Genomic DNA, 18,071 nt, shown 5'->3' with positions numbered 1-18,071 from the left:
GGCCTGGCTTCGCCGGAGTATGCCTTTGTCTTTCAACGCCGCCAGACCGAACCTGCTCGCCGCGCCCGGCGTCGCCTGGCTCGTCGCCTTCATGGTGGTGCCATGCGTGCTCGTCCTGAGCTACGCCTTCTTCGAACGCGGCGTCTGGGGCGGCGTCGAATATACGTTCACGCTGGAGAATTTCGCCCGCGTCGCCGATCCGCTCTATGCGAAGATCTTTCTCAACTCCGCCCGCATCGCCCTGACGGCGACGGTGATCGCGATCCTCATCGCCTATCCGGCCGCCTATGCGATCAGCCGCGCGCCGCGCTTGACCCAGCCGATCCTGCTGTTCTTCGCGGTGCTGCCCTTCTGGAGCAATTACCTGATCCGCACCTATGCCTGGATCGTGCTGCTCAACCGCGAGGGCCTCATCAACAATCTGCTGCGCTCGCTCGGCTATACCGGCGAGCCGCTATCGATGCTCTACACGGAAGCCGCCGTCATCACCGGTCTCGTCTACAACTACCTGCCCTTCGTCATCCTCGCGATCTATTCGACGCTGTCGCGGCTGAACCCGGAGCTGATGGAGGCCTCGCGCGATCTCGGGGCCGGGCCGGTACGCACTTTCCTGCGCGTGACCCTGCCTTTGACCATGCCCGGTGTCGCGGCGGGCGGTGTCTTCGTCTTCGTGCTGTCGATCGGCAATTTCGTCACGCCGGCACTCCTCGGCGGCGGCCGTTTCCAGATGGTCGGCAATCTCGTCTACGACCAGTTCCTGACGGCCAATGACTGGCCTTTCGGCGCGGCTCTCGGTGCTGCCCTGATCGCCACGATGATCGTGCTGCTTTTGGTTCAGGCGCGCGCCACCGCTCATGCGTCCGGCGAGCGGAAAGCAGAGGTGGCGCAATGAACGCCACATTTTCCGGCAAGCTGCCGGGCCGCATCGTCCTGCTGCTGGTTTTCGGCTTCCTCTACCTGCCGATTGCCGTCCTGGTGCTGCTCTCCTTCAACGACAGCGGCCTGCCGACGTCCTGGTCCGGTTTTTCGACCCGCTGGTACGGCGCCCTTCTTTCCAACACCGATATCCTGCGCGCCGCCTGGAATACGTTGATCGTCGCCGTCTTCGCCACCGTGGTCTCGACGGTGCTCGGCACCCTTCTGGCGCTCGGCATGGAGACACGGCGGCGCAGGAGCAACGGGCTGGAGGCGCTCGCCTTCGCGCCGATGGTCATCCCCGATATCGTGCTGGCCGTGGCCCTTCTCACCTTCTTTTCCCGGCTCGGCCTGACGATGGGCCTGCACACCATCGTCATCAGCCATGTCATCTTCGACCTTGCCTTCGTCTGCTCGGTCGTGCGCGCCCGGCTCAAGCATTTCGATTCTTCCATCGTCGAGGCATCGCGCGATCTCGGCGCTTCCGGCTGGACGACCTTCTGGCGCGTGACCTTCCCGGTTCTGCTGCCCTCGATTGTCGCCGGCGCGCTGCTTGCCTTCACGCTTTCGGTCGACGAGTTCATCATCGCCTTCTTCACGGCGGGCGCCGGCCGCTCGTCCATCACCCTCCCCATGCAGATCTATTCGATGATCCGTTTCGGCATCACGCCGGAGGTCAACGCGCTCGCCACCATCGTCATGGCGGTCAGCGCGACGGTGCTCCTGATCTCGCAATGGCTGAACAGAGAACAGCAGGTCCCATGAGCAATTCACCGATCCTGCGCATCGAGAGCGTCGCCAAGACCTTCGGGCCGATCACCGCCGTCGACAGCATTTCGCTCGATATCCGCGAGAACGAATTCTTCGCGCTGCTCGGTCCCTCGGGCTGCGGCAAGACCACGCTCCTGCGCATGCTCGCCGGCTTCGAGACGCCAAGCGCCGGCCGCATCCTGCTCGACGGCAAGGACATCTCGCCGCTGCCGCCGGAGAAGCGGCCGCTCAACCTGATGTTCCAGTCCTATGCGCTCTTCCCCCATATGACGGTGCGGCAGAACCTTTCCTATGGGCTCGAGATGGAGCGCCTGGACAAGGCCGAGATCCGACGGCGTGTCGACGAGACGCTGGCGATGACGGACCTGACGCAGTTTGCCGAGCGCAAGCCGGAACAGCTTTCCGGCGGCCAGAAGCAGCGCGTGGCGCTCGCCCGCGCCCTGGTGAAGCGTCCCAAGGTGCTGCTTCTCGACGAGCCGCTGGGCGCGCTCGACAAGAAGCTGCGGGAAAAGATGCAGCTCGAACTGAAGCGCATGCAGCATGAGGCCGGTATCACCTTCATCATCGTGACCCACGATCAGGAAGAGGCGCTGGTCATGGCCGACCGCATGGCGATCCTGAGGGACGGACGCCTTCTGCAGGTCGGGGCGCCCGAAGAAGTCTACGAGCGGCCGGCCGACCGCTTCGTCGCAAACTTCATCGGCGTAATGAATTTCATCGACGGCACAGTCGGCACGGATGGCGTCTTCGAGGCGGATGGACTGCGGCTTGCGATAGCCGATGCCGGGCCGGGTGCGGCGACGCTTGCCGTCCGGCCCGAGAATATCGCGGTTGCGGCCTCCGGCAGCCTGCCGGTCGCCGGCGTAATCGCGGAGATCGCCTATCACGGCCTCGACCGCGTGCTGCACGTCAAGACCGCCGCCGCGGAGACACCGCTTCAGGTTCGCGTGCCGGCCAGCGGCGCGGGTGCCTGGCGGATCGGCGACACGCTGAGCCTCGGCATCGACCCGGCGAAATGCCGGCTCTTCCAATAAACGAGAACAGGGGAACACCATGTCCAAGACAATTGCATTCTTTCCGGAGGCGGCCTTCGGCCCGGCGCTGAACTCGGTCGGCATTGCCCAGGCCGTCGAGGCGCTCGGCCACAAGGCGGTCTTCCTTTCCGATCCCGGTTTCGTCTCGGTCTATGAAGGATATGGCTTCGAGGCCCATCCGGTGAACCTTTCGGAGCCGATGCCGCCCGAGCAGATGGCGAAGTTCTGGGAGGACTTCATCAACGGCCACATCCCGAATTTCCGCAAATCGCCCTACGACCAGATCGACAACTACGTGAAGGACTGCTGGACGGCGATCGTCGACAGCGCCAAATGGGCGCAGAAGGACCTGCCGGGCGTGCTGGCGAAGATCAAGCCGGACCTCATCTGCGTCGACAACGTCATCCTCTTCCCGGCGATCAAGCAGTTCGGCAAGCCCTGGGTGCGCATCATCTCCTGCTCGGAAAACGAGATCGAGGACCCGCAGATCCCGCCCCATCTTTCCGGCTGCGGCGAGAAGGACTTTGCCTGCCATGCGGCCTATCGCGATCGTTTCAACGCGGTCATCAAACCGATCCACGACGACTTCAACGGCTTTCTTGCGGAGAACGGAGAGGCGGCCTATCCGATCGGCCAGTTCTTCGAGGCCTCGCCCTTCATGAACCTCCTGCTCTACCCCGAGCCGGTGAAATTCGACCGCGAACATCCGCTCGATCCGAACCGGTTCCAGTATCTCGAGGGCTGCGTGCGCAAGGAAAAATCCTATGAGGTGCCGAACTTTGCCGAAAACAACGACAAGCCGCTCCTCTATATTTCCTTCGGTTCGCTCGGCGCCGGCGATACGGAGCTCCTGAAACGCCTGATCGCGACCATCGGCAAGCTGCCCTACCGGGCGCTCGTCAATGTCGGCGATTACAAGGACCAGTATCAGAACCTGCCGGGCAATGTCGTCGTCGACAGCTGGTTTCCGCAGCCCTCCGTCATTCCGCAGGTCGATGCGGTCATCCATCACGGCGGCAACAACTCCTTCACCGAATGCCTTTATTTCGGCAAGCCGGCGATCATCATGCCCTATGTCTGGGACGGCCACGACAATGCCACGCGCGTCGACGAGACCGGCCACGGTTTCAAGATGCCGCGTTACGACTGGACGGATGCGGATCTCGCGGAAAAGCTCGATGCCTGCATCAACAGCCCTGCGATGAAGGCGAAGCTTGCGGCGACCAGCGCCCACATGCAGGCACGGAACGGCCCGCAGAAGGCGGCCGGCATCCTCGACGAACTCGTGAAGACCGGTGCCTATAATGGTTGATACCACCCAATCCTCGGCGCCGCATATCCATAACGCGACGACCTTTTCCGATCTCGTGGACTGGGGCGACCAGCCGGACAGCCTGGAGGGCCGGTCTCATTCCTCCGGCCGGCTGGTGTTCAAGGGGCCGAACAACCAGCCGGAATCCGGCATCTGGGTCTGCACGCCGGGCCGCTGGCGGCTTTCCATTCCGCGTGACGAGTTCTGCCATTTCGTCGCGGGCCGCGCGGTCTACCGCTCGGATGCCGGCGAGGTGATCGAGGTGGAGCCGGGCACCGTCGTCATGTTCCCCGGCGGCTGGACGGGCGAATGCACCGTGATCGAGACCATGCGCAACATCTACATGCTGGTCTGACCGACCGATAAAACGAAAGGAAACATCCCATGACCGCGACACCCCTGATGCGCAAGCCGCTCGAGGAAACCGACCTCAAGGACTGGGGCGTAATCCCCACCATGATCGAGGGCGAAAGCCGCACCTCCGGCAAGGTCATCTACAAGGGACCGAACGGAGAATCCGAAAGCGGCCTTTGGGTCTGCACGCCCGGAAAGTGGTTCTGCCACGTCACCAGCGACGAGTTCTGCCACTTTCTCGAGGGGCGCTGCACCTATGTGCATGAGAGCGGCGAGGTGATCGAGATCACGCCGGATACCGCGGCCTTCTTCCCGAAGGACTGGAAGGGCGAATGCACCGTCCATGAGACGGTGAAGAAGGTCTACATGATCCGCTGACAGGTTCAGCGCTCGTCCCTTCATCTGCCTGCAGGCATCTTCTCTCCGAAGAGGAGAAAGGGCGAGCAAACTTTCCGACCCGCAAAGTGCCAGGGAAATGACCGTTATGTTCAATCCAGCCCAACCCGTTTTCTACCGGCATCCCGCCTATATTCCGGGCGGGGGCGAGCGCCATGCGGTGATCGATCCCGCGACGCTTGCGACCGTCGGCAGCTTTGCCGATACGACGGCCGCCGAGATGGAGGCGGTGCTGGACGCCGCAACTGCGGCGCAGCGCGGCTGGACGCGGCTCGACGCGAAGACGCGCGCCACCGTCCTGCACCGTATCGCCAACCGCATCGAGGCGACCGACATGCGGCGCTGCGCGGAACTGATGTCGCGCGAGATGGGCAAGCCCTATCCCGAGGCGATCGGCGAGGTGGCGAACTGCGCCGGCGCCTTCCGTTATTTCGCCGAGATGGCGCGCGACGAAGCGGGCAAGGTTGCGGGCACCACCCAAGCCGGATCGTTCCAGCATGCGCGCTACGAGGCGCTCGGGGTCAGCGTGCATATCATGCCGTTCAATTTCCCGATCCTGCTGATGTGCTGGACGGTTGCGGCCTCGCTTGCCTCGGGTAACGCCTGCATCGTCAAGCCTGCGCCCGCAACGACGCTTTCCACGCTCGAATTCATGACCGTGTTCGAGGCTCTGCCGGAAGGGCTGATCGCCTGCCTTCCGGGAGGCGTCGAGCTTGCAAGCGCGCTGCTCGCCTCGCCGAAAACCCATGCCGTCGCCTTCACCGGTTCGGTTGCCGCCGGCAAGGCGGTGGCCATGGCCGCCGCGGCGCAGATGAAGCCGGCCGTAATCGAGGCGGGCGGTTCCGACCCGATGATTATCACCGCGAACGCACCGCTCGATGTCGCTGCCCCCGGCGCCGTCACCGCCGCCTTCCACATGTCCGGACAGGTCTGCACGTCGGCCGAACGGTTCTTCGTCGTGGATGCCGTGCATGACGAATTCGTCGGGAAATTCGTCGTCGAGACGAAGCGGCTGCGGATCGGCAACGGGCTCACCCGCGCCGAGATCGGCCCGCTGGTCAGCGAGGCGGCGCGGGCCAAGGTCATCCGGCTGGTGGAAGATGCGAAGGCCAAAGGGGCCAAGGTTGCGATCGGCGGGAAGATTCCCGAGAGCGAACCGACCGGCTGGTTCTATGAGCCGACCATTCTCACCGGGTGCACGCCCGATATGGCGATCATGCGGGAGGAGTGCTTCGGTCCCGTTGCCGCCGTCATGCGGGTCAGGGATTTCGACGAGGCGATCGAACGCGCCAACGACAGCGAGTTCGGCCTCGGGGCTTCCGTCTTCACCACCTCGCTGGAGGAGGCCATGGAGGCCGCCGACCGACTGGAGGCGGGCATGGTCTGGGTCAACAATCCGTTGATCGACAACGACGCCCTGCCTTTCGGCGGCTGGAAGAAATCCGGCCTCGGGCGGGAGCTGTCGAAGCTCGGCCTCGATGCATTCAGGCGCTCCAAGATGGTCATCATCGACCACAAGCCGGCGGTACAGGGCTGGTGGTATCCCTATCCGGACGACTGGTTCTACGAAGAGGGCGGGCGCAAGCACGTCTGAAACATGCATGCAAAGGAAAGATCAATGATTATCACCCTTCTCGGCGGCGCAGGCTTCATGGGCGCGGGCATCGTGCGCGACCTCCTCTCGGACCGCGCCATCATCGACATCGGGACCATCCGCCTCTGCGACGCCTCGCGGGAGAAGATGGAAGCGCTGGCGAACGATCTCGGCGACCCGCGCATCGCGCTGGTCGATCTCGACGTGACCGATGCCGAAGCGTTGAAGGCGGCGATTGCCTGCGCCGATCTCTGCATCAACTGCGTGCCGACCCTGCTCGGCTTCCAGATGACGATTTTCGAGGCGGCTCTCGCGCTCAAGGTGCCATACATGGACCTTGGCGGCCTTGGCACCTATACCGTCAAGCAGCTTGCCGAACATGAGCGTTTCAAGGCGGCCGGCGTGCCCGCCGTCATCGGCTGCGGCGCCGATCCCGGCATGTCGAACGTCATCTGCCGGGCGGTTGCAGACGAACTGGACGAGATCGACCGGATCAATCTCTACTGGGCCGCCGAACTGGTCGGCGCTGAAAACCCGGTGCTGGTGCCGCCTTACAGCGTCTCGACGGTGCTGGCCGAATACGCCCATCCGAGCACTCAGTTCTACGACGGAAAGCATGTGGAATGCCCGCCGATGAGCGGCAGCGAATTCCTCGATCTGCCGGAGCCGTGGGGGCGTTGCGAGTTCATGCATTCGCCCCACTCCGAACAGCTTACCGTTCCGCTCGCCGACGGCATCCGGGAAAAAGGCATCCGGGAATTTTCCTGGAAGCTGCATCTGCCGCATCGGGAGCACGAGGCCTGGGTCGGGCTGGTCAAGGCGGGCTTCGGCGATTTCGACGAACCGGTCGAGATCGGCGGCGTCAAGGTGAAGCCGCTCGACGTTCTCAACAAGGTGATCGAACGCAATATCCGGAAGAACGCCGGCAAGATCCCGGCGCAGGACAGCCACGAAATCCATTTCGCCATCGGCCGGGGCCGCAAGGATGGCGTCGAACGCACCGTTCGCGTCGAAGTCACGGTTTCGCCCGATGACATGTATGGTCCCTATGTCGACGCCTGCACGTCGATGAATGCTTCCATCGCCGCGCAGCTCATTCTCGCCGGTCCGAAGAAGCCGGGCGTGCATGCGCCGGAAAGCTATTTCGATGTAGCGACCTATTTCCCCGAACTGGAGAAACGGAAGTTCCGCATCGCGAAGTCCGTCACGTAAGCGAAGCCCCGCCCGGCTCGCTTCCGGCGGTTCGGAGGCTATTGCCTGACGACGATGCGCGCCTTGTAGGGAACCCGCTCGTAGAGATCGAGGACGTCCTGGTTGATGAGGCGCACGCAGCCGGACGACACCGCCTTGCCGATGGAACGCCAGTCCTTCGTGCCGTGAAGACGGTAGAGCGTGTCCTTCCCGTTCTGGAAAATATAAAGAGCGCGGGCGCCAAGCGCGTTGTCCGGACCGGGTTCCTGGCCGCCGTTCTCGATCGAGTATTTGGCGAGTTCCGGCTGGCGGGCGATCATTTCCGCCGGCGGCTTCCAGCGCGGCCATTTCTGCCGCCAGTGGATGACGCCCTCGCCGGACCAGGCAAATCCCGCCCGTCCGAGCCCCACACCGTAGCGCATCGCGGTTCCGCCCGGTTCCGTGACGTAGAGGAAGCGGGACGGCACGTCCACGACCACGGTGCCTGGCGGTTCGCCGGTGGTGTTCTCCACACGCTGCCGATAGAACTGCGGATCGATCTGCCGGAAGGGCACTTCGGGAAGCTGATGGCCGCCATCCTCGAGCGCGGCGTAACGGCCTGCCATTTCCTCTTCGCTCGGCGGCCCAACGGGGCGGCGAACCGGTGTGGGCGAAACCGCGACATTGGGCGCCGGGGTCGTGGCGCAGCCGGCAAGCGCAGCCGTTGTCGCGAGCGACCCGAGCAGAAAGCCTCGGCGCCGCAAGAGGATATGGCCAGAAATCATCCGTTCTCTCGTTTGTTGAATTGCCGCTGCACCCCTGCCCTGTCGGAGGAAAGCACGCGGCGGGAATCGAAGTCGGCGATGCTTACCACCGATCGCAGCCCAGGATGCAAGGGGAAAATTGCCAAACGGCAGGAACACCACTCCGCCCGCCCGTTTTAACCCATTATTAACCATAAGAGGTTTCTACTGGACCAGGATTGGGCGCAGGTGTTGCATGTTTCGCAAAGCGCTTCCCTTCTTCTTGTATGTGCCAGGGATTTCGTCTTGCTCGCAGACTTCTGCTCACTGTCGAGGCTCGTCTCGACCCTGTCGGTGGTCGCGGCGCTTGCCGGCTGCTCCAGCAGCGGGAGCGTGCGCCAGACGAACGGGCCCGAACTCATGCAGAAGGAAGAAGCCCTGGTCATGCCGCCGCCCGGCGGGCCGGCCATCGTCGGGGTGGTCGGACGCGCGCGCGGCAATGGCGAACAGCAGACGGTCCACCTCGCGACCTCTTCCTCCGTCCCCGGACAGAATTATTTCCGGATCGAGTTCCATGGCGGGTCGGGCGCTGCGGACGCCCCTGCCCTCGCCTATCGCACGCTGAGCGAGGCAAGCCTGCGCCGCGAGATGGCCGCGGCGATCCCTTCGGCGAGGCTCGTACGCTCCTCCGAGTTCCTGCAGAATGCTTATGGCCCCTTCGGTTACGCGGCGGGCCGGGGCGCCAGCGGCGATGCCTGCCTCTATGGCTGGCAGCAGATCCGCTCGCGCAGCACCTCCGGCGGCATCGGCCGGGATTTCGGAATGATCCAGATCCGGGTGCGGCTCTGCGACAGCCATGCAACCGAACGTCAACTTTTGAATGTCATGTATGGCTATACGGTCACGGGCAGTTTCGCCGGCGAGATATGGAACCCCTATGGCCGTCCCGGCGAGGTCGACAACCGCATCGGGCAGACGGGAAAGCCCATCTATCCTGCGGCCGATGCGCCGCCGCAGGCTATGACCTTTGGCTATTCCCCGCCTGCCCGGACGTTTCGGCCGGCCGTACCGGAACGCACGGCGGATGCCGGCGGGGAAAGCGCTCCCGCAGCGGTTACCCGCATCGAAGGTCCGCGCGTGCCGCTTCCGGAACCGGGAGCGGCTGCGGCGCGGGCGGTTCCGTCTCCGGCCCCGGCGGCGGAGGCCGGCAAGGTTGCGGGCGCAGCGGCGGTCATCGTTCCTTCGCCCGATTGCATAGGCGCGACAGTCATGAAGGCTGCGTGCACCAATAAAGGCTATTGAAACCGGCCCATGGGTCGGCCTTTTTGCCGAAGGGATGTCAATGCTCGTAGCCCGGAAGATGATTTTATGGGCCGTCATTTCAGTGTGCATGATCGGGGTGATTACCCTTCCGGTCAGCCTTCAGGCACAACTGATCTGCAGCCTGGCCGTGGTCACGCTGATGGCCGTCATCAAGGTTCTGAAAGCCGGCGGCAAATGGCGCCTGATCGCGCTCGCCTTCGGCACGTCGATCGTGCTGCGCTATGTCTACTGGCGGACGACCGAGACGCTGCCGCCGGTCAACCAGCTCGAAAACTTCATCCCCGGCCTCCTGCTCTATCTTGCGGAAATGTACAGCGTCATGATGCTGGCGCTCAGCCTTTTCATCGTCGCCATGCCCCTGCCCTCCCGTTCGGCACATGCGCTCGACAGAACGCGGCTGCCGACGGTCGACGTCTTCGTGCCGTCCTATAACGAGGACACGGTGCTGCTCGCCAATACGCTGGCTGCGGCCAAGTCGATGGATTATCCGGACGACAAGCTCACGATATGGCTGCTCGATGACGGCGGCACGCAGCAGAAGCAGAACTCCGCCAACATGCGCGAGGCGGAAGCCGCCGTGGCGCGCAGCCGGCAGCTTCGGGCGCTTTGCGCCGAACTCGGCGTCAATTACCTGACCCGCGAACGCAACGAGCATGCCAAGGCCGGCAATCTCAACAACGGCCTGAAGCATTCGCAGGGCGAACTTGTCGCCGTGTTCGACGCCGACCACGCGCCGGCCCATGATTTCCTCATGGAAACTGTCGGTTATTTCGAGGACGACCCAAAGCTGTTTCTCGTCCAGACGCCGCATTTCTTCATCAATCCGGACCCGCTGGAAAGAAACCTGCAGACCTTTGAATCGATGCCGAGCGAGAACGAGATGTTCTACGGCATCATCCAGCGCGGTCTCGACAAGTGGAACGCCGCCTTTTTCTGCGGCTCGGCGGCCGTGCTCAGCCGCAAGGCGCTGGAAACCACCGACGGCTTCAGCGGCATCAGCATCACCGAGGATTGCGAGACGGCGCTTGCGCTGCACAGCCAGGGCTGGAACAGCATCTATGTCGATAAGCCGCTGATCGCCGGCCTCCAGCCGGCGACATTCGCAAGCTTCATCGGACAGCGCAGCCGCTGGGCCCAGGGCATGATGCAGATCCTACGTTACCGATTCCCGCTGTTCAAGCGCGGCCTGACGCTGCCCCAGCGGCTCTGCTACATGTCGTCCACGCTGTTCTGGCTCTTCCCCTTTCCGCGGACGATCTTCCTGTTTGCGCCGCTGTTCTATCTGCTCTTCGATCTCGAGATCTTCACCGCCTCCGGCGGCGAATTCCTCGCCTACACGCTCGCCTACATGATCGTGAACCTGATGATGCAGAACTATCTCTACGGCTCGTTCCGCTGGCCGTGGATTTCGGAACTCTACGAATATATCCAGACGGTCCACCTGCTGCCGGCCGTTATTTCGGTCATGCTCAATCCGAGCAAGCCGACCTTCAAGGTCACGGCCAAGGACGAGTCTGTTTCGGTCAGCCGCCTGTCGGAAATCGGTCGGCCCTTCTTCGTGATCTTCGCCGCGCTCTTCGTCGCTCTCATCGTTGCGGCCTACCGGATCTATACCGAGCCCTACAATGCCGACGTGACGCTGGTGGTCGGCGGCTGGAACCTCTTCAACCTCATCATGGCCGGCTGTGCGCTGGGCGTGGTGTCTGAACGCAAGGACCGGGCGTCGTCCAGGCGTTTCAGGGTCGGACGCCGCTGCGAGTTCGGCGTCGGAGACGAATGGTTCCTGGCCTCGATCGAAGACGTTTCCGCCGGCGGCGTGCGCGTTCAGGTCCTGAGCCGGGATATTCCGGGCATGCGCGAGGGCGGCCCGGCCATGGTCCGCTTCAAGCCGCATCGCGGCGAGGAGCAGGCCCTCCTTCCCGTGACCGTCCGCCATGCCACGGTGAGCGGCGATGCGGTGATGGTCGGTTGCCAGTACGCACCGGCCAGCGCAGGCGACCACCGCTGGATCGCCGACCTCATTTTCGCCAATTCCGCCCAATGGAAGGAGTTCCAGCAGGGACGACGGCGCAATCCGGGGCTTCTCCAGGGCACCATCTGGTTCCTCGGCCTTTCGATGTACCAGACCAGCCGCGGCCTGGTCTATTTCCTGCGCGGCATGCGGAGGGCTCAGGCATGACCGTCAAGCTTTCCCGCCTCGCAAGCGCCTGCGTGATCCTGTCGCTGCTGTCGACGATTGCCGACGCACAGGAAACGGCGCCCTTCGATATGACGCCGGAGCGTCCGCCGGAGAGCACGCTTCCGCCCGTTCCGCAACTCGTCTTTCCGCCGCCGCCCGTCGACGAGGCTGGCCCGGCGTCGCCCCCCTCCCCTCTTCCGCAGCCGCCGGACGAAGTTCCCGCGGAAACCGTCCGGCGCAAATATGTCCTGCCGGGACCGGAATTTACCCTCGCCGGCGAATACGACCGGAGAACGTGGTCGGTCTACCTGACGGAAGCGGAGGCGAGCGGCCCGGCAAAACTGCGGTTTGCCTATCAGAATGCGGTCGTGGTTGCGCCGGAAGCTTCGGAACTGACGGTTGCCATCAACGGTCATCGCCTTGCCGCCGAGAATATTTCCTCGCCGGACGCCGTCCGCAGCGTGGTCTTCGACATCCCGCGCGCCATCCTGCATGCGGGCGCCAACCAGATCGACATCCGCGCATCGCAGCGTCACCGCACCGATTGCGACGTCCGTTCGACCTATGATCTGTGGGCGACGCTGGACCCGAAGCAGACCTATCTCGAATTCGGGGGACCGCCGGCGGAGGCGGCCTCGATCGGCGAGACCGTGCGCGCCATCGGCTTCGACGAGGCCGGCGGCACGACGTTCCAGATCCTGATGCCGGCGCTCGGACAGCCGGGGGTGACTTCCCCGGTCATGCGTCTCGTGCAGGGGCTCGCGCTGATGTCCGGCATGCCCAACCAGAGTTTCGCCTTTTCTGCCTCGGAAATGCCCAAGGCAGGCCCCGGAAGGATGGGGATCGTCATCGGCACCGCCGCCGAACTGCAGCCGGTCTTTCCGAACCTTCCGGCGGCGGCCGGCGTCTCGGCCATTGCGACGGTGGTTCCCGATGCGCAAGGGGCAGATCAGCTCGTCCTCTCCGGTCCCTCGTGGGAGGCGATCCGTGGCGCCATAGACACGCTCGTTCAGGCGACCGGGCAGCCTGCCGATGTCCGCCGGGACGTTATCTCGACGCAGCGCTGGGCCGTTCCCGATGCGCCGCTCTTTTTCGGCGGTGAGAAGGTCGCGCTATCGCAACTCGGTATCGAGACTGTGGATTTTCCCGGGCGAAGGCTGCGGGTCCGCTTCAACATCGCCGTGCCGGCCGATTTCTACGCCAACGCCTATGGCGAGGCGGTGCTGCTGCTGGATGCCGCCTTTGCCAGCAACGTTAAGCCCGGTAGCCATATAGACGTCTATATCAACGGCAATATCGCTTCCACCGTTCCGATCACCTCGTCGCATGGGGGCATTCTCCGGCATCTTCCGATCAAGGTGCCGCTCAGGCACATCAGGCCGGGGGTGAACGCGATTGCCATCGAGACGGTGCTCCTCGCTCGCGAAGACGAGGAATGCATGCCCGGCGCCACCGCCTCAAAGGAACCCCGCTTCGCCCTGTTCGATACGTCGGAATGGCAGATGCCGCGGTTTGCGCGCATCGGCAGCAACCCGAACCTTTCCGCGCTGTCGGGCGTCGGGTTTCCCTATAGTCAGTCTTCCGATCCGATCGTGCTGTCGGTCGACCGGTTCGATGCGGATGCGATGAGTGCCGCCGCGACGGTGCTCGGACGTCTGGCCCTGGTCTCCGGCCGGATGGTCCCGGTGGACGTCGCCGCGAATGCGAGCGCAGTCGGCGAGCGCAATGCCATCTTTCTCGGCACGATGTCGCAAATGGCGCCTAAGGTACTGACGCAGCTCGGCATTTCCGCAACGAGCGCAATGGCGTGGCGCACCGACGGCCGGGTGGAAACGCAGGCATCGGATACCGCGACCACCTTCGACCAGTGGCGCTCGCGCGTCAGCGGCGGCGCCTGGCGCGGCCAGATCAGCGCGCTGCAGGAATGGGTGAGCCGGAATTTCGACCTCTCCTTCGCCTCGCTGCAGTTCCTGCCGCAGTCGGAACAGGAATTCGCGCCAACCGCGCGCCAGAGCTTTCTGGTCGCGCAATCCGAAAGCCCGCAGGGGCTCGCAGCCTGGACGGTGATTGCCGCCCCCACCTCCACCGACCTTCGGGACGGGGCCACCGCGATCGCGCGCGAAGCGAACTGGGGCCGCATCGCCGGTCGCCTGACCCTGCTCGACCGCACCGGCGCGGTGTCTTCCCTTCCCGCCAACCGCTTCGGCTTCGTCCAGACGGTTCCGCCGTCGCTTGGCAATTACCGGCTGATCGCCGCGAACTGGCTCTCGACCAATATCCTGTCCTATGCGGTTGCCTTCATCGCCCTGTCGCTGCTGCTCGGCATCGTAACGGCGTCGTTGCTTTCCAGCACGGGACGCAGGCGATGAGACGCCGTGTCCTTGCCTCCGCTGCCCTCGCCCTCGCCCTCGCATTGCCGGCGAATGCCGCCGAACCGCGCGTCCGCACCGACGAGTGGGCGCTCTACAAGGCCCGCTTCCTCGATGCGAGCGGCCGGATCGTCGATAACGCCAACGGCAATGTCAGCCACAGCGAGGGACAGGGCTACGGCCTGCTGCTGGCCTATCTCGCCGCCAGCCCCACGGACTTCGAGCAGATCTGGTACTTCACCGAGACCGAATTGCTTCTGCGGGACGACGGGCTTGCCATGTGGAAATGGGACCCCGCCTCCACCCCGCATGTGAGGGACCCGAACAACGCCACCGATGGCGACATACTGATCGCCTATGCGCTGGCCATGGCCGGCGCCAGCTGGAAACAGCCCGACTACATCGCCGCCGCCGCGCGTATCGCCAAGGGCATTCTCGACGAGACCGTCGTCGTTTCGGGCGGGCGGACACTGCTGCTGCCCGGCGTATCCGGATTCTCAGCCGGCGAGCGGGAGGACGGGCCGGTGGTCAATCCCTCCTACTGGGTGTTCGAGGCCCTGCCGGTGCTCAATCTGCTCGCCCCATCGGAGAAGTGGAGCCGTCTGTCGCAGGACGGGGTCGCCCTTCTCTCCTCGCTGCAGTTCGGCCCTGCCAGGCTGCCGGCCGATTGGGTGAGCCTGAAGCGGCAGCCGCAACCCGCCGCCGGCTTCGATCCGGAGTTTTCCTATAACTCCATCCGGATACCGCTCTATCTGCTGCGCGCCGGCATCGATGACGCCGTGCTGCTGCGGCGGCTGCAGGCGGGCATGACGGCGGGTACGGGCGTGCCGGCCATCGTCGATCTGCCGAGCGGCAGGCCTAAGACCGTGCTGGATGACGATGGTTATCAGATCGTTAACCATATTGTGGCGTGTGTAATGGATGGAACGAAACTGCCGCCGGCGGCCCTCCGTTTCGAACCGGAATATTATTATCCGTCCACCTTGCAACTGCTGGGGTTGGCATTCGTCAGGGAGAACCACGCGGAGTGTCTCTGAAACTGTCATTGTCGATACTCTCGGCAGCCGCGGTGGCAGGTAGCCTTGTCACCGTGGTGACGGACGGTAGTACTCCGCAACCGCTGCTCTCGGCGAACGGCGTAGCCGGCGAGCGGCAGGCGCGGCTGCCGGGCATGGCCGCCCAGATCGACCCGGAGGCTATCGCCGAACAGATCCGTGCGACCAAGCAGCCGCGCAACCGGGATGCCGCACCCGTCGAGCCCTTCACCGTCGAGGGAGGAGGCGAGCCGCTGCTTTCCGCCCAGGCGCCCGCGGCGGATGCGCCGGCAGCAAACGCTCCCGCAGAGACCAGCACGCCCCCCGCCCCCGCTCCTGCCCCGGCTTCGCCTGCCACCGCAGCTCCGGCCTCGGACCCCGCGCCTGCCCCCGACCTCAGCGCGCTGCGTTATTTCGCCAGCCGGGGGGACACCGCGCGCCTGCAGGCGGAAATTGCCCGCTTGAGGGCGCTCTATCCGAACTGGACGCCCCCTTCCGATCCCCTGTCCATTCCCGTCGGCGGCGACAGGCAGCTCGAAGCCATGTGGCAGCTCTATTCGCAGGGCCGCTATGCGGAGGTCCGCCGGGCGATTGCCGAGCGGCAAACGGCGGAGAAGGGCTGGCAGCCTCCCGCCGACCTGATCGAACGGCTCGCCGTCGCCGAGGCGCGCACCCGGCTGGTGAATGCCTCCGACCTGAAACAGTATGCGACGGTCATCGCCATCGGCGCTGCCAATCCCAGCCTGCTCAACTGCAGCGACGTCGACGTGCTCTGGCGGGTGGCCGAGGCCTTCGTCCTGACTGAGCGGGCGCAGCGCGGCGTCGACGCCTATGGCTATATCCTCAAAAACTGCACCGATCCGCAGCAGCGGATCGCGACCGTCCAGAAGGCGGCGGCTCTGTTGCCCTATGGCGAGGTGCAGACGCTGATGGCCTTCGAAAAGACCGGCGCCGGCGGCGCGCGCGAGTTCGATCCGCTGCGCGACGATCTCGCCCGCCGCTTCGTGGCCGATGCCAACGACAAGCCCGAGCTGACGATCGCGGCGGATTATCTCGACAGGCTGCGCGGCCTGGCGGAACGCGAGGGACTTGCCGCCGACAGCCTTCTTCTCGGCTGGTACTATCTGCGCCGCAACGACATGGCCGAGGCGGAGAAATGGTTCCGCGCGTCCCGCCAGAAGCAGGATACGGCGTCGGCCTCGCAGGGGCTGGCATTGGTGCTGATCGCCCGCGACGCGCCCGCCGAGGCGGAGGACGCCATGTATCGCTGGCGCGACGCATCGGAGGAGGCGACGGCGACCTATCTCGCCACCACGGCTAACCTTCTGGCCGGGGACCCGCCCCCCTCCGTTTCCGCCGAGGTGCTGCAGCGCGTGGCGACGACGGTGCTGGAGAAACATTACGTGCCGACGGCGCAACAGCTCGGCTGGTATGCCCGTGCCTTCAATCAGTGGCAGACGGCCGCCCGCTGGTTCGAGACGGCCCTGCAATGGAAGCCGGACGACGAGCCGTCCGCCTATGGTCTTGCGATTACCCGGCAGCAGCTGAACGACCGCGCCGGCGTGCGGGAGATCCAGGCCGCCTGGGCCGGCCGATCCGAGCGCATCGCTCATCTTGGAATGCTCACGGGCCGCACCGCGGCAAAGGCGACCGATCCCGCGACGGCGGCTCCGGCCGGAGAGGCCCCGAGGCGAGAGGCCATGGCCGGGGAGATCGCAACGTCCCCCGCCGGTCCGGCGGACGGCGCTTCCGTGCGGCAACCGGCAAAGGCCGGCCGGCGGGCGGGATGCTCCGTGACCGGCAGCGCTGCCGGATTGGCGCCCGCCCAGGCGGTGGCGCGCGGCTGGTGCCTGATGGACATGAACCGGCCGCTGGAGGCCGCCGAGGCTTTCGAGATCGCGCTGGCGAGCAATTCGACCACCGTCCGCGAAGACGCCGCCTACGGCCAGAGCCTCGCCTATCTGCGGCTCGGTCTCACCGGGAGCGCGGCGGTGGCGGCGAGCAAAGCGCCGCAGAGGCCGGAGCGATCGGTGGAACTGCAGATCGCCATTCTCTCGAACAGGGCGATTTCCGCCTTCGATTCCGGACGCTATCGCGAGGCCCTTGTCTATCTGGACCAGCGCAGCATGCTGAAGCCCGAACCGACGGACCTGATGATCCTGCGGGCCTACAGCCTGATGAACCTCGGCCGGCCTGGCGATGCCCGCCGTATCTTCGAGGCGCTGGCCGAGACCGGCAACCGCGACGCCATGCGCGGCCTTGCCGACATGGCCGGCTCCTCGCAGCATTGAGGGCTTCGAGGCGCGGTGTCGTCCGGTCCTTTTCCGTTTATCGCGGCCATGAAAAACCCCGCCGGAGCGGGGCTTCTTTTTCTGACGTCGACGCCGTCATGGCCGTCGACTAGGGCGTGATCCCCGACAGGGCGAGAATGGCAAAGATCATCAGTGCCAGTCCCGTCACGCCAATCAGTCCGTAATCCGGCGCAGCCTTCATGCTGTCCTCCTGTTTGAATGGCAGGACCAGCTTTATATTTCTAAAATCCAATGTAAATGGTCCGGCGGAAATAGAAAAGATACCGGTTATCAATCGGTTAAAGCACCCCTGCTGGGAGGCGTCGTTTACCCGGAATTCATGGATTGACCCGGTTTGGGACATGTCCGGCGGCGGGCATCGTCTAAGCCCGCACGCCGCCGGAGAGATGGCACGGCCTCCCCTTCCCTCCCGCATGGGCCGGGGCGACCGGCGGACTGGGCCACGTATCGGCGATCCCTTTGCCGGCGGGAAACGGATCATCGCCTGCGACGGTGTTGTTGACAGCTGTCAACGGCTGCTGTTCGGCCCTGGGGAGTTCGCTTGGGATACTCCGCTCCGGGGCGC

14 protein-coding genes are annotated in these 18,071 nt (G+C 64.7%); 13 read left to right on the top strand and 1 reads right to left on the bottom strand.

Annotated elements, in window-relative coordinates; all coding sequences use genetic code 11:
* The first annotated feature begins 19 nt into the window (after window positions 1-19).
* The 8 genes from J5N58_RS13980 (at window position 20) to J5N58_RS13945 (ending at window position 7,588) form a co-directional block, all read left to right on the top strand.
* Window positions 20-892, top strand: a complete 873-nt coding sequence (locus tag J5N58_RS13980) for an ABC transporter permease (protein WP_112829636.1) — start codon at window positions 20-22, stop codon at window positions 890-892.
* Window positions 889-1,680, top strand: a complete 792-nt coding sequence (locus tag J5N58_RS13975; RefSeq protein WP_113438721.1) for an ABC transporter permease — start codon at window positions 889-891, stop codon at window positions 1,678-1,680. Before J5N58_RS13980 ends, J5N58_RS13975 begins: the two co-directional genes overlap by 4 nt.
* Window positions 1,650-2,720: an ABC transporter ATP-binding protein gene (locus J5N58_RS13970; protein WP_425314468.1), complete on the top strand. Its 1,071-nt coding sequence runs from the start codon at window positions 1,650-1,652 to the stop codon at window positions 2,718-2,720. The genes J5N58_RS13975 and J5N58_RS13970 overlap by 31 nt, the downstream gene beginning before the upstream one ends.
* Before the next feature lie 19 nt (window positions 2,721-2,739).
* Window positions 2,740-4,032: a nucleotide disphospho-sugar-binding domain-containing protein gene (locus J5N58_RS13965; RefSeq protein ID WP_112829620.1), complete on the top strand. Its 1,293-nt coding sequence runs from the start codon at window positions 2,740-2,742 to the stop codon at window positions 4,030-4,032.
* Window positions 4,025-4,387, top strand: coding sequence for a cupin domain-containing protein (locus tag J5N58_RS13960; protein ID WP_112829621.1), 363 nt, complete (start codon window positions 4,025-4,027; stop codon window positions 4,385-4,387). The genes J5N58_RS13965 and J5N58_RS13960 overlap by 8 nt, the downstream gene beginning before the upstream one ends.
* 29 nt (window positions 4,388-4,416) lie before the next feature.
* Window positions 4,417-4,764, top strand: coding sequence for a cupin domain-containing protein (locus J5N58_RS13955; protein WP_112829622.1), 348 nt, complete (start codon window positions 4,417-4,419; stop codon window positions 4,762-4,764).
* 97 nt (window positions 4,765-4,861) lie between these two features.
* Complete coding sequence (locus tag J5N58_RS13950; RefSeq protein ID WP_244711270.1) at window positions 4,862-6,376, top strand: aldehyde dehydrogenase family protein; 1,515 nt, start codon at window positions 4,862-4,864, stop codon at window positions 6,374-6,376.
* A gap of 24 nt (window positions 6,377-6,400) precedes the next feature.
* Window positions 6,401-7,588 (top strand): saccharopine dehydrogenase family protein, encoded by a 1,188-nt coding sequence (locus J5N58_RS13945; RefSeq protein ID WP_244711268.1) that lies wholly within the window; start codon window positions 6,401-6,403, stop codon window positions 7,586-7,588.
* Between the two features lie 38 nt (window positions 7,589-7,626).
* On the opposite strand, the gene J5N58_RS13940 is transcribed toward J5N58_RS13945, so the two are convergent.
* Complete coding sequence (locus J5N58_RS13940) at window positions 7,627-8,331, bottom strand: L,D-transpeptidase (protein ID WP_113442572.1); 705 nt, start codon at window positions 8,329-8,331, stop codon at window positions 7,627-7,629.
* A gap of 264 nt (window positions 8,332-8,595) precedes the next feature.
* Between J5N58_RS13940 and bcsN the strand changes: the two genes are divergently transcribed.
* From bcsN to J5N58_RS13915, 5 genes are read left to right on the top strand one after another with little or no spacing between them, the layout of a single operon-like run.
* Window positions 8,596-9,591, top strand: a complete 996-nt coding sequence (gene bcsN / locus J5N58_RS13935) for a cellulose biosynthesis protein BcsN (protein WP_244711266.1) — start codon at window positions 8,596-8,598, stop codon at window positions 9,589-9,591.
* A gap of 40 nt (window positions 9,592-9,631) precedes the next feature.
* Window positions 9,632-11,791: a UDP-forming cellulose synthase catalytic subunit gene (bcsA, locus tag J5N58_RS13930; protein WP_113438718.1), complete on the top strand. Its 2,160-nt coding sequence runs from the start codon at window positions 9,632-9,634 to the stop codon at window positions 11,789-11,791.
* Window positions 11,788-14,160 (top strand): cellulose biosynthesis cyclic di-GMP-binding regulatory protein BcsB, encoded by a 2,373-nt coding sequence (locus J5N58_RS13925; protein ID WP_244711263.1) that lies wholly within the window; start codon window positions 11,788-11,790, stop codon window positions 14,158-14,160. The genes bcsA and J5N58_RS13925 overlap by 4 nt, the downstream gene beginning before the upstream one ends.
* Entirely contained in the window at window positions 14,157-15,197 is a 1,041-nt protein-coding gene (locus J5N58_RS13920) for a family 8 glycosyl hydrolase (protein ID WP_244711261.1), read from the top strand. Before J5N58_RS13925 ends, J5N58_RS13920 begins: the two co-directional genes overlap by 4 nt.
* The gene (locus J5N58_RS13915; protein ID WP_342345999.1) at window positions 15,188-17,485 is read left to right on the top strand and encodes a tetratricopeptide repeat protein; all 2,298 of its coding nucleotides are present in this window, start codon (window positions 15,188-15,190) and stop codon (window positions 17,483-17,485) included. Before J5N58_RS13920 ends, J5N58_RS13915 begins: the two co-directional genes overlap by 10 nt.
* Window positions 17,486-18,071 lie beyond the last annotated feature (586 nt).

Origin of the sequence: Paenirhizobium cremeum (assembly GCF_022884085.1) — a bacterium.
GTDB classification, from domain to species: domain Bacteria; phylum Pseudomonadota; class Alphaproteobacteria; order Rhizobiales; family Rhizobiaceae; genus Allorhizobium; species Allorhizobium cremeum.
Note: the sequence above shows the minus strand (reverse complement) of the source record. Positions and strands in the feature narration are given on the sequence as shown.

What these genes read in the sequence shown, in the direction of transcription:
- J5N58_RS13980 (WP_112829636.1), top strand. Translation starts at nt 20, where the DNA reads ATGCCTTTGTCTTTCAACGCCGCCAGACCGAACCTGCTCGCCGCGCCC.
- J5N58_RS13975 (WP_113438721.1), top strand. Translation starts at nt 889, where the DNA reads ATGAACGCCACATTTTCCGGCAAGCTGCCGGGCCGCATCGTCCTGCTG.
- J5N58_RS13970 (WP_425314468.1), top strand. Translation starts at nt 1,650, where the DNA reads ATGGCTGAACAGAGAACAGCAGGTCCCATGAGCAATTCACCGATCCTG.
- J5N58_RS13965 (WP_112829620.1), top strand. Translation starts at nt 2,740, where the DNA reads ATGTCCAAGACAATTGCATTCTTTCCGGAGGCGGCCTTCGGCCCGGCG.
- J5N58_RS13960 (WP_112829621.1), top strand. Translation starts at nt 4,025, where the DNA reads ATGGTTGATACCACCCAATCCTCGGCGCCGCATATCCATAACGCGACG.
- J5N58_RS13955 (WP_112829622.1), top strand. Translation starts at nt 4,417, where the DNA reads ATGACCGCGACACCCCTGATGCGCAAGCCGCTCGAGGAAACCGACCTC.
- J5N58_RS13950 (WP_244711270.1), top strand. Translation starts at nt 4,862, where the DNA reads ATGACCGTTATGTTCAATCCAGCCCAACCCGTTTTCTACCGGCATCCC.
- J5N58_RS13945 (WP_244711268.1), top strand. Translation starts at nt 6,401, where the DNA reads ATGATTATCACCCTTCTCGGCGGCGCAGGCTTCATGGGCGCGGGCATC.
- J5N58_RS13940 (WP_113442572.1), bottom strand. Translation starts at nt 8,331, where the DNA reads ATGATTTCTGGCCATATCCTCTTGCGGCGCCGAGGCTTTCTGCTCGGG.
- bcsA (WP_113438718.1), top strand. Translation starts at nt 9,632, where the DNA reads ATGCTCGTAGCCCGGAAGATGATTTTATGGGCCGTCATTTCAGTGTGC.
- J5N58_RS13925 (WP_244711263.1), top strand. Translation starts at nt 11,788, where the DNA reads ATGACCGTCAAGCTTTCCCGCCTCGCAAGCGCCTGCGTGATCCTGTCG.
- J5N58_RS13920 (WP_244711261.1), top strand. Translation starts at nt 14,157, where the DNA reads ATGAGACGCCGTGTCCTTGCCTCCGCTGCCCTCGCCCTCGCCCTCGCA.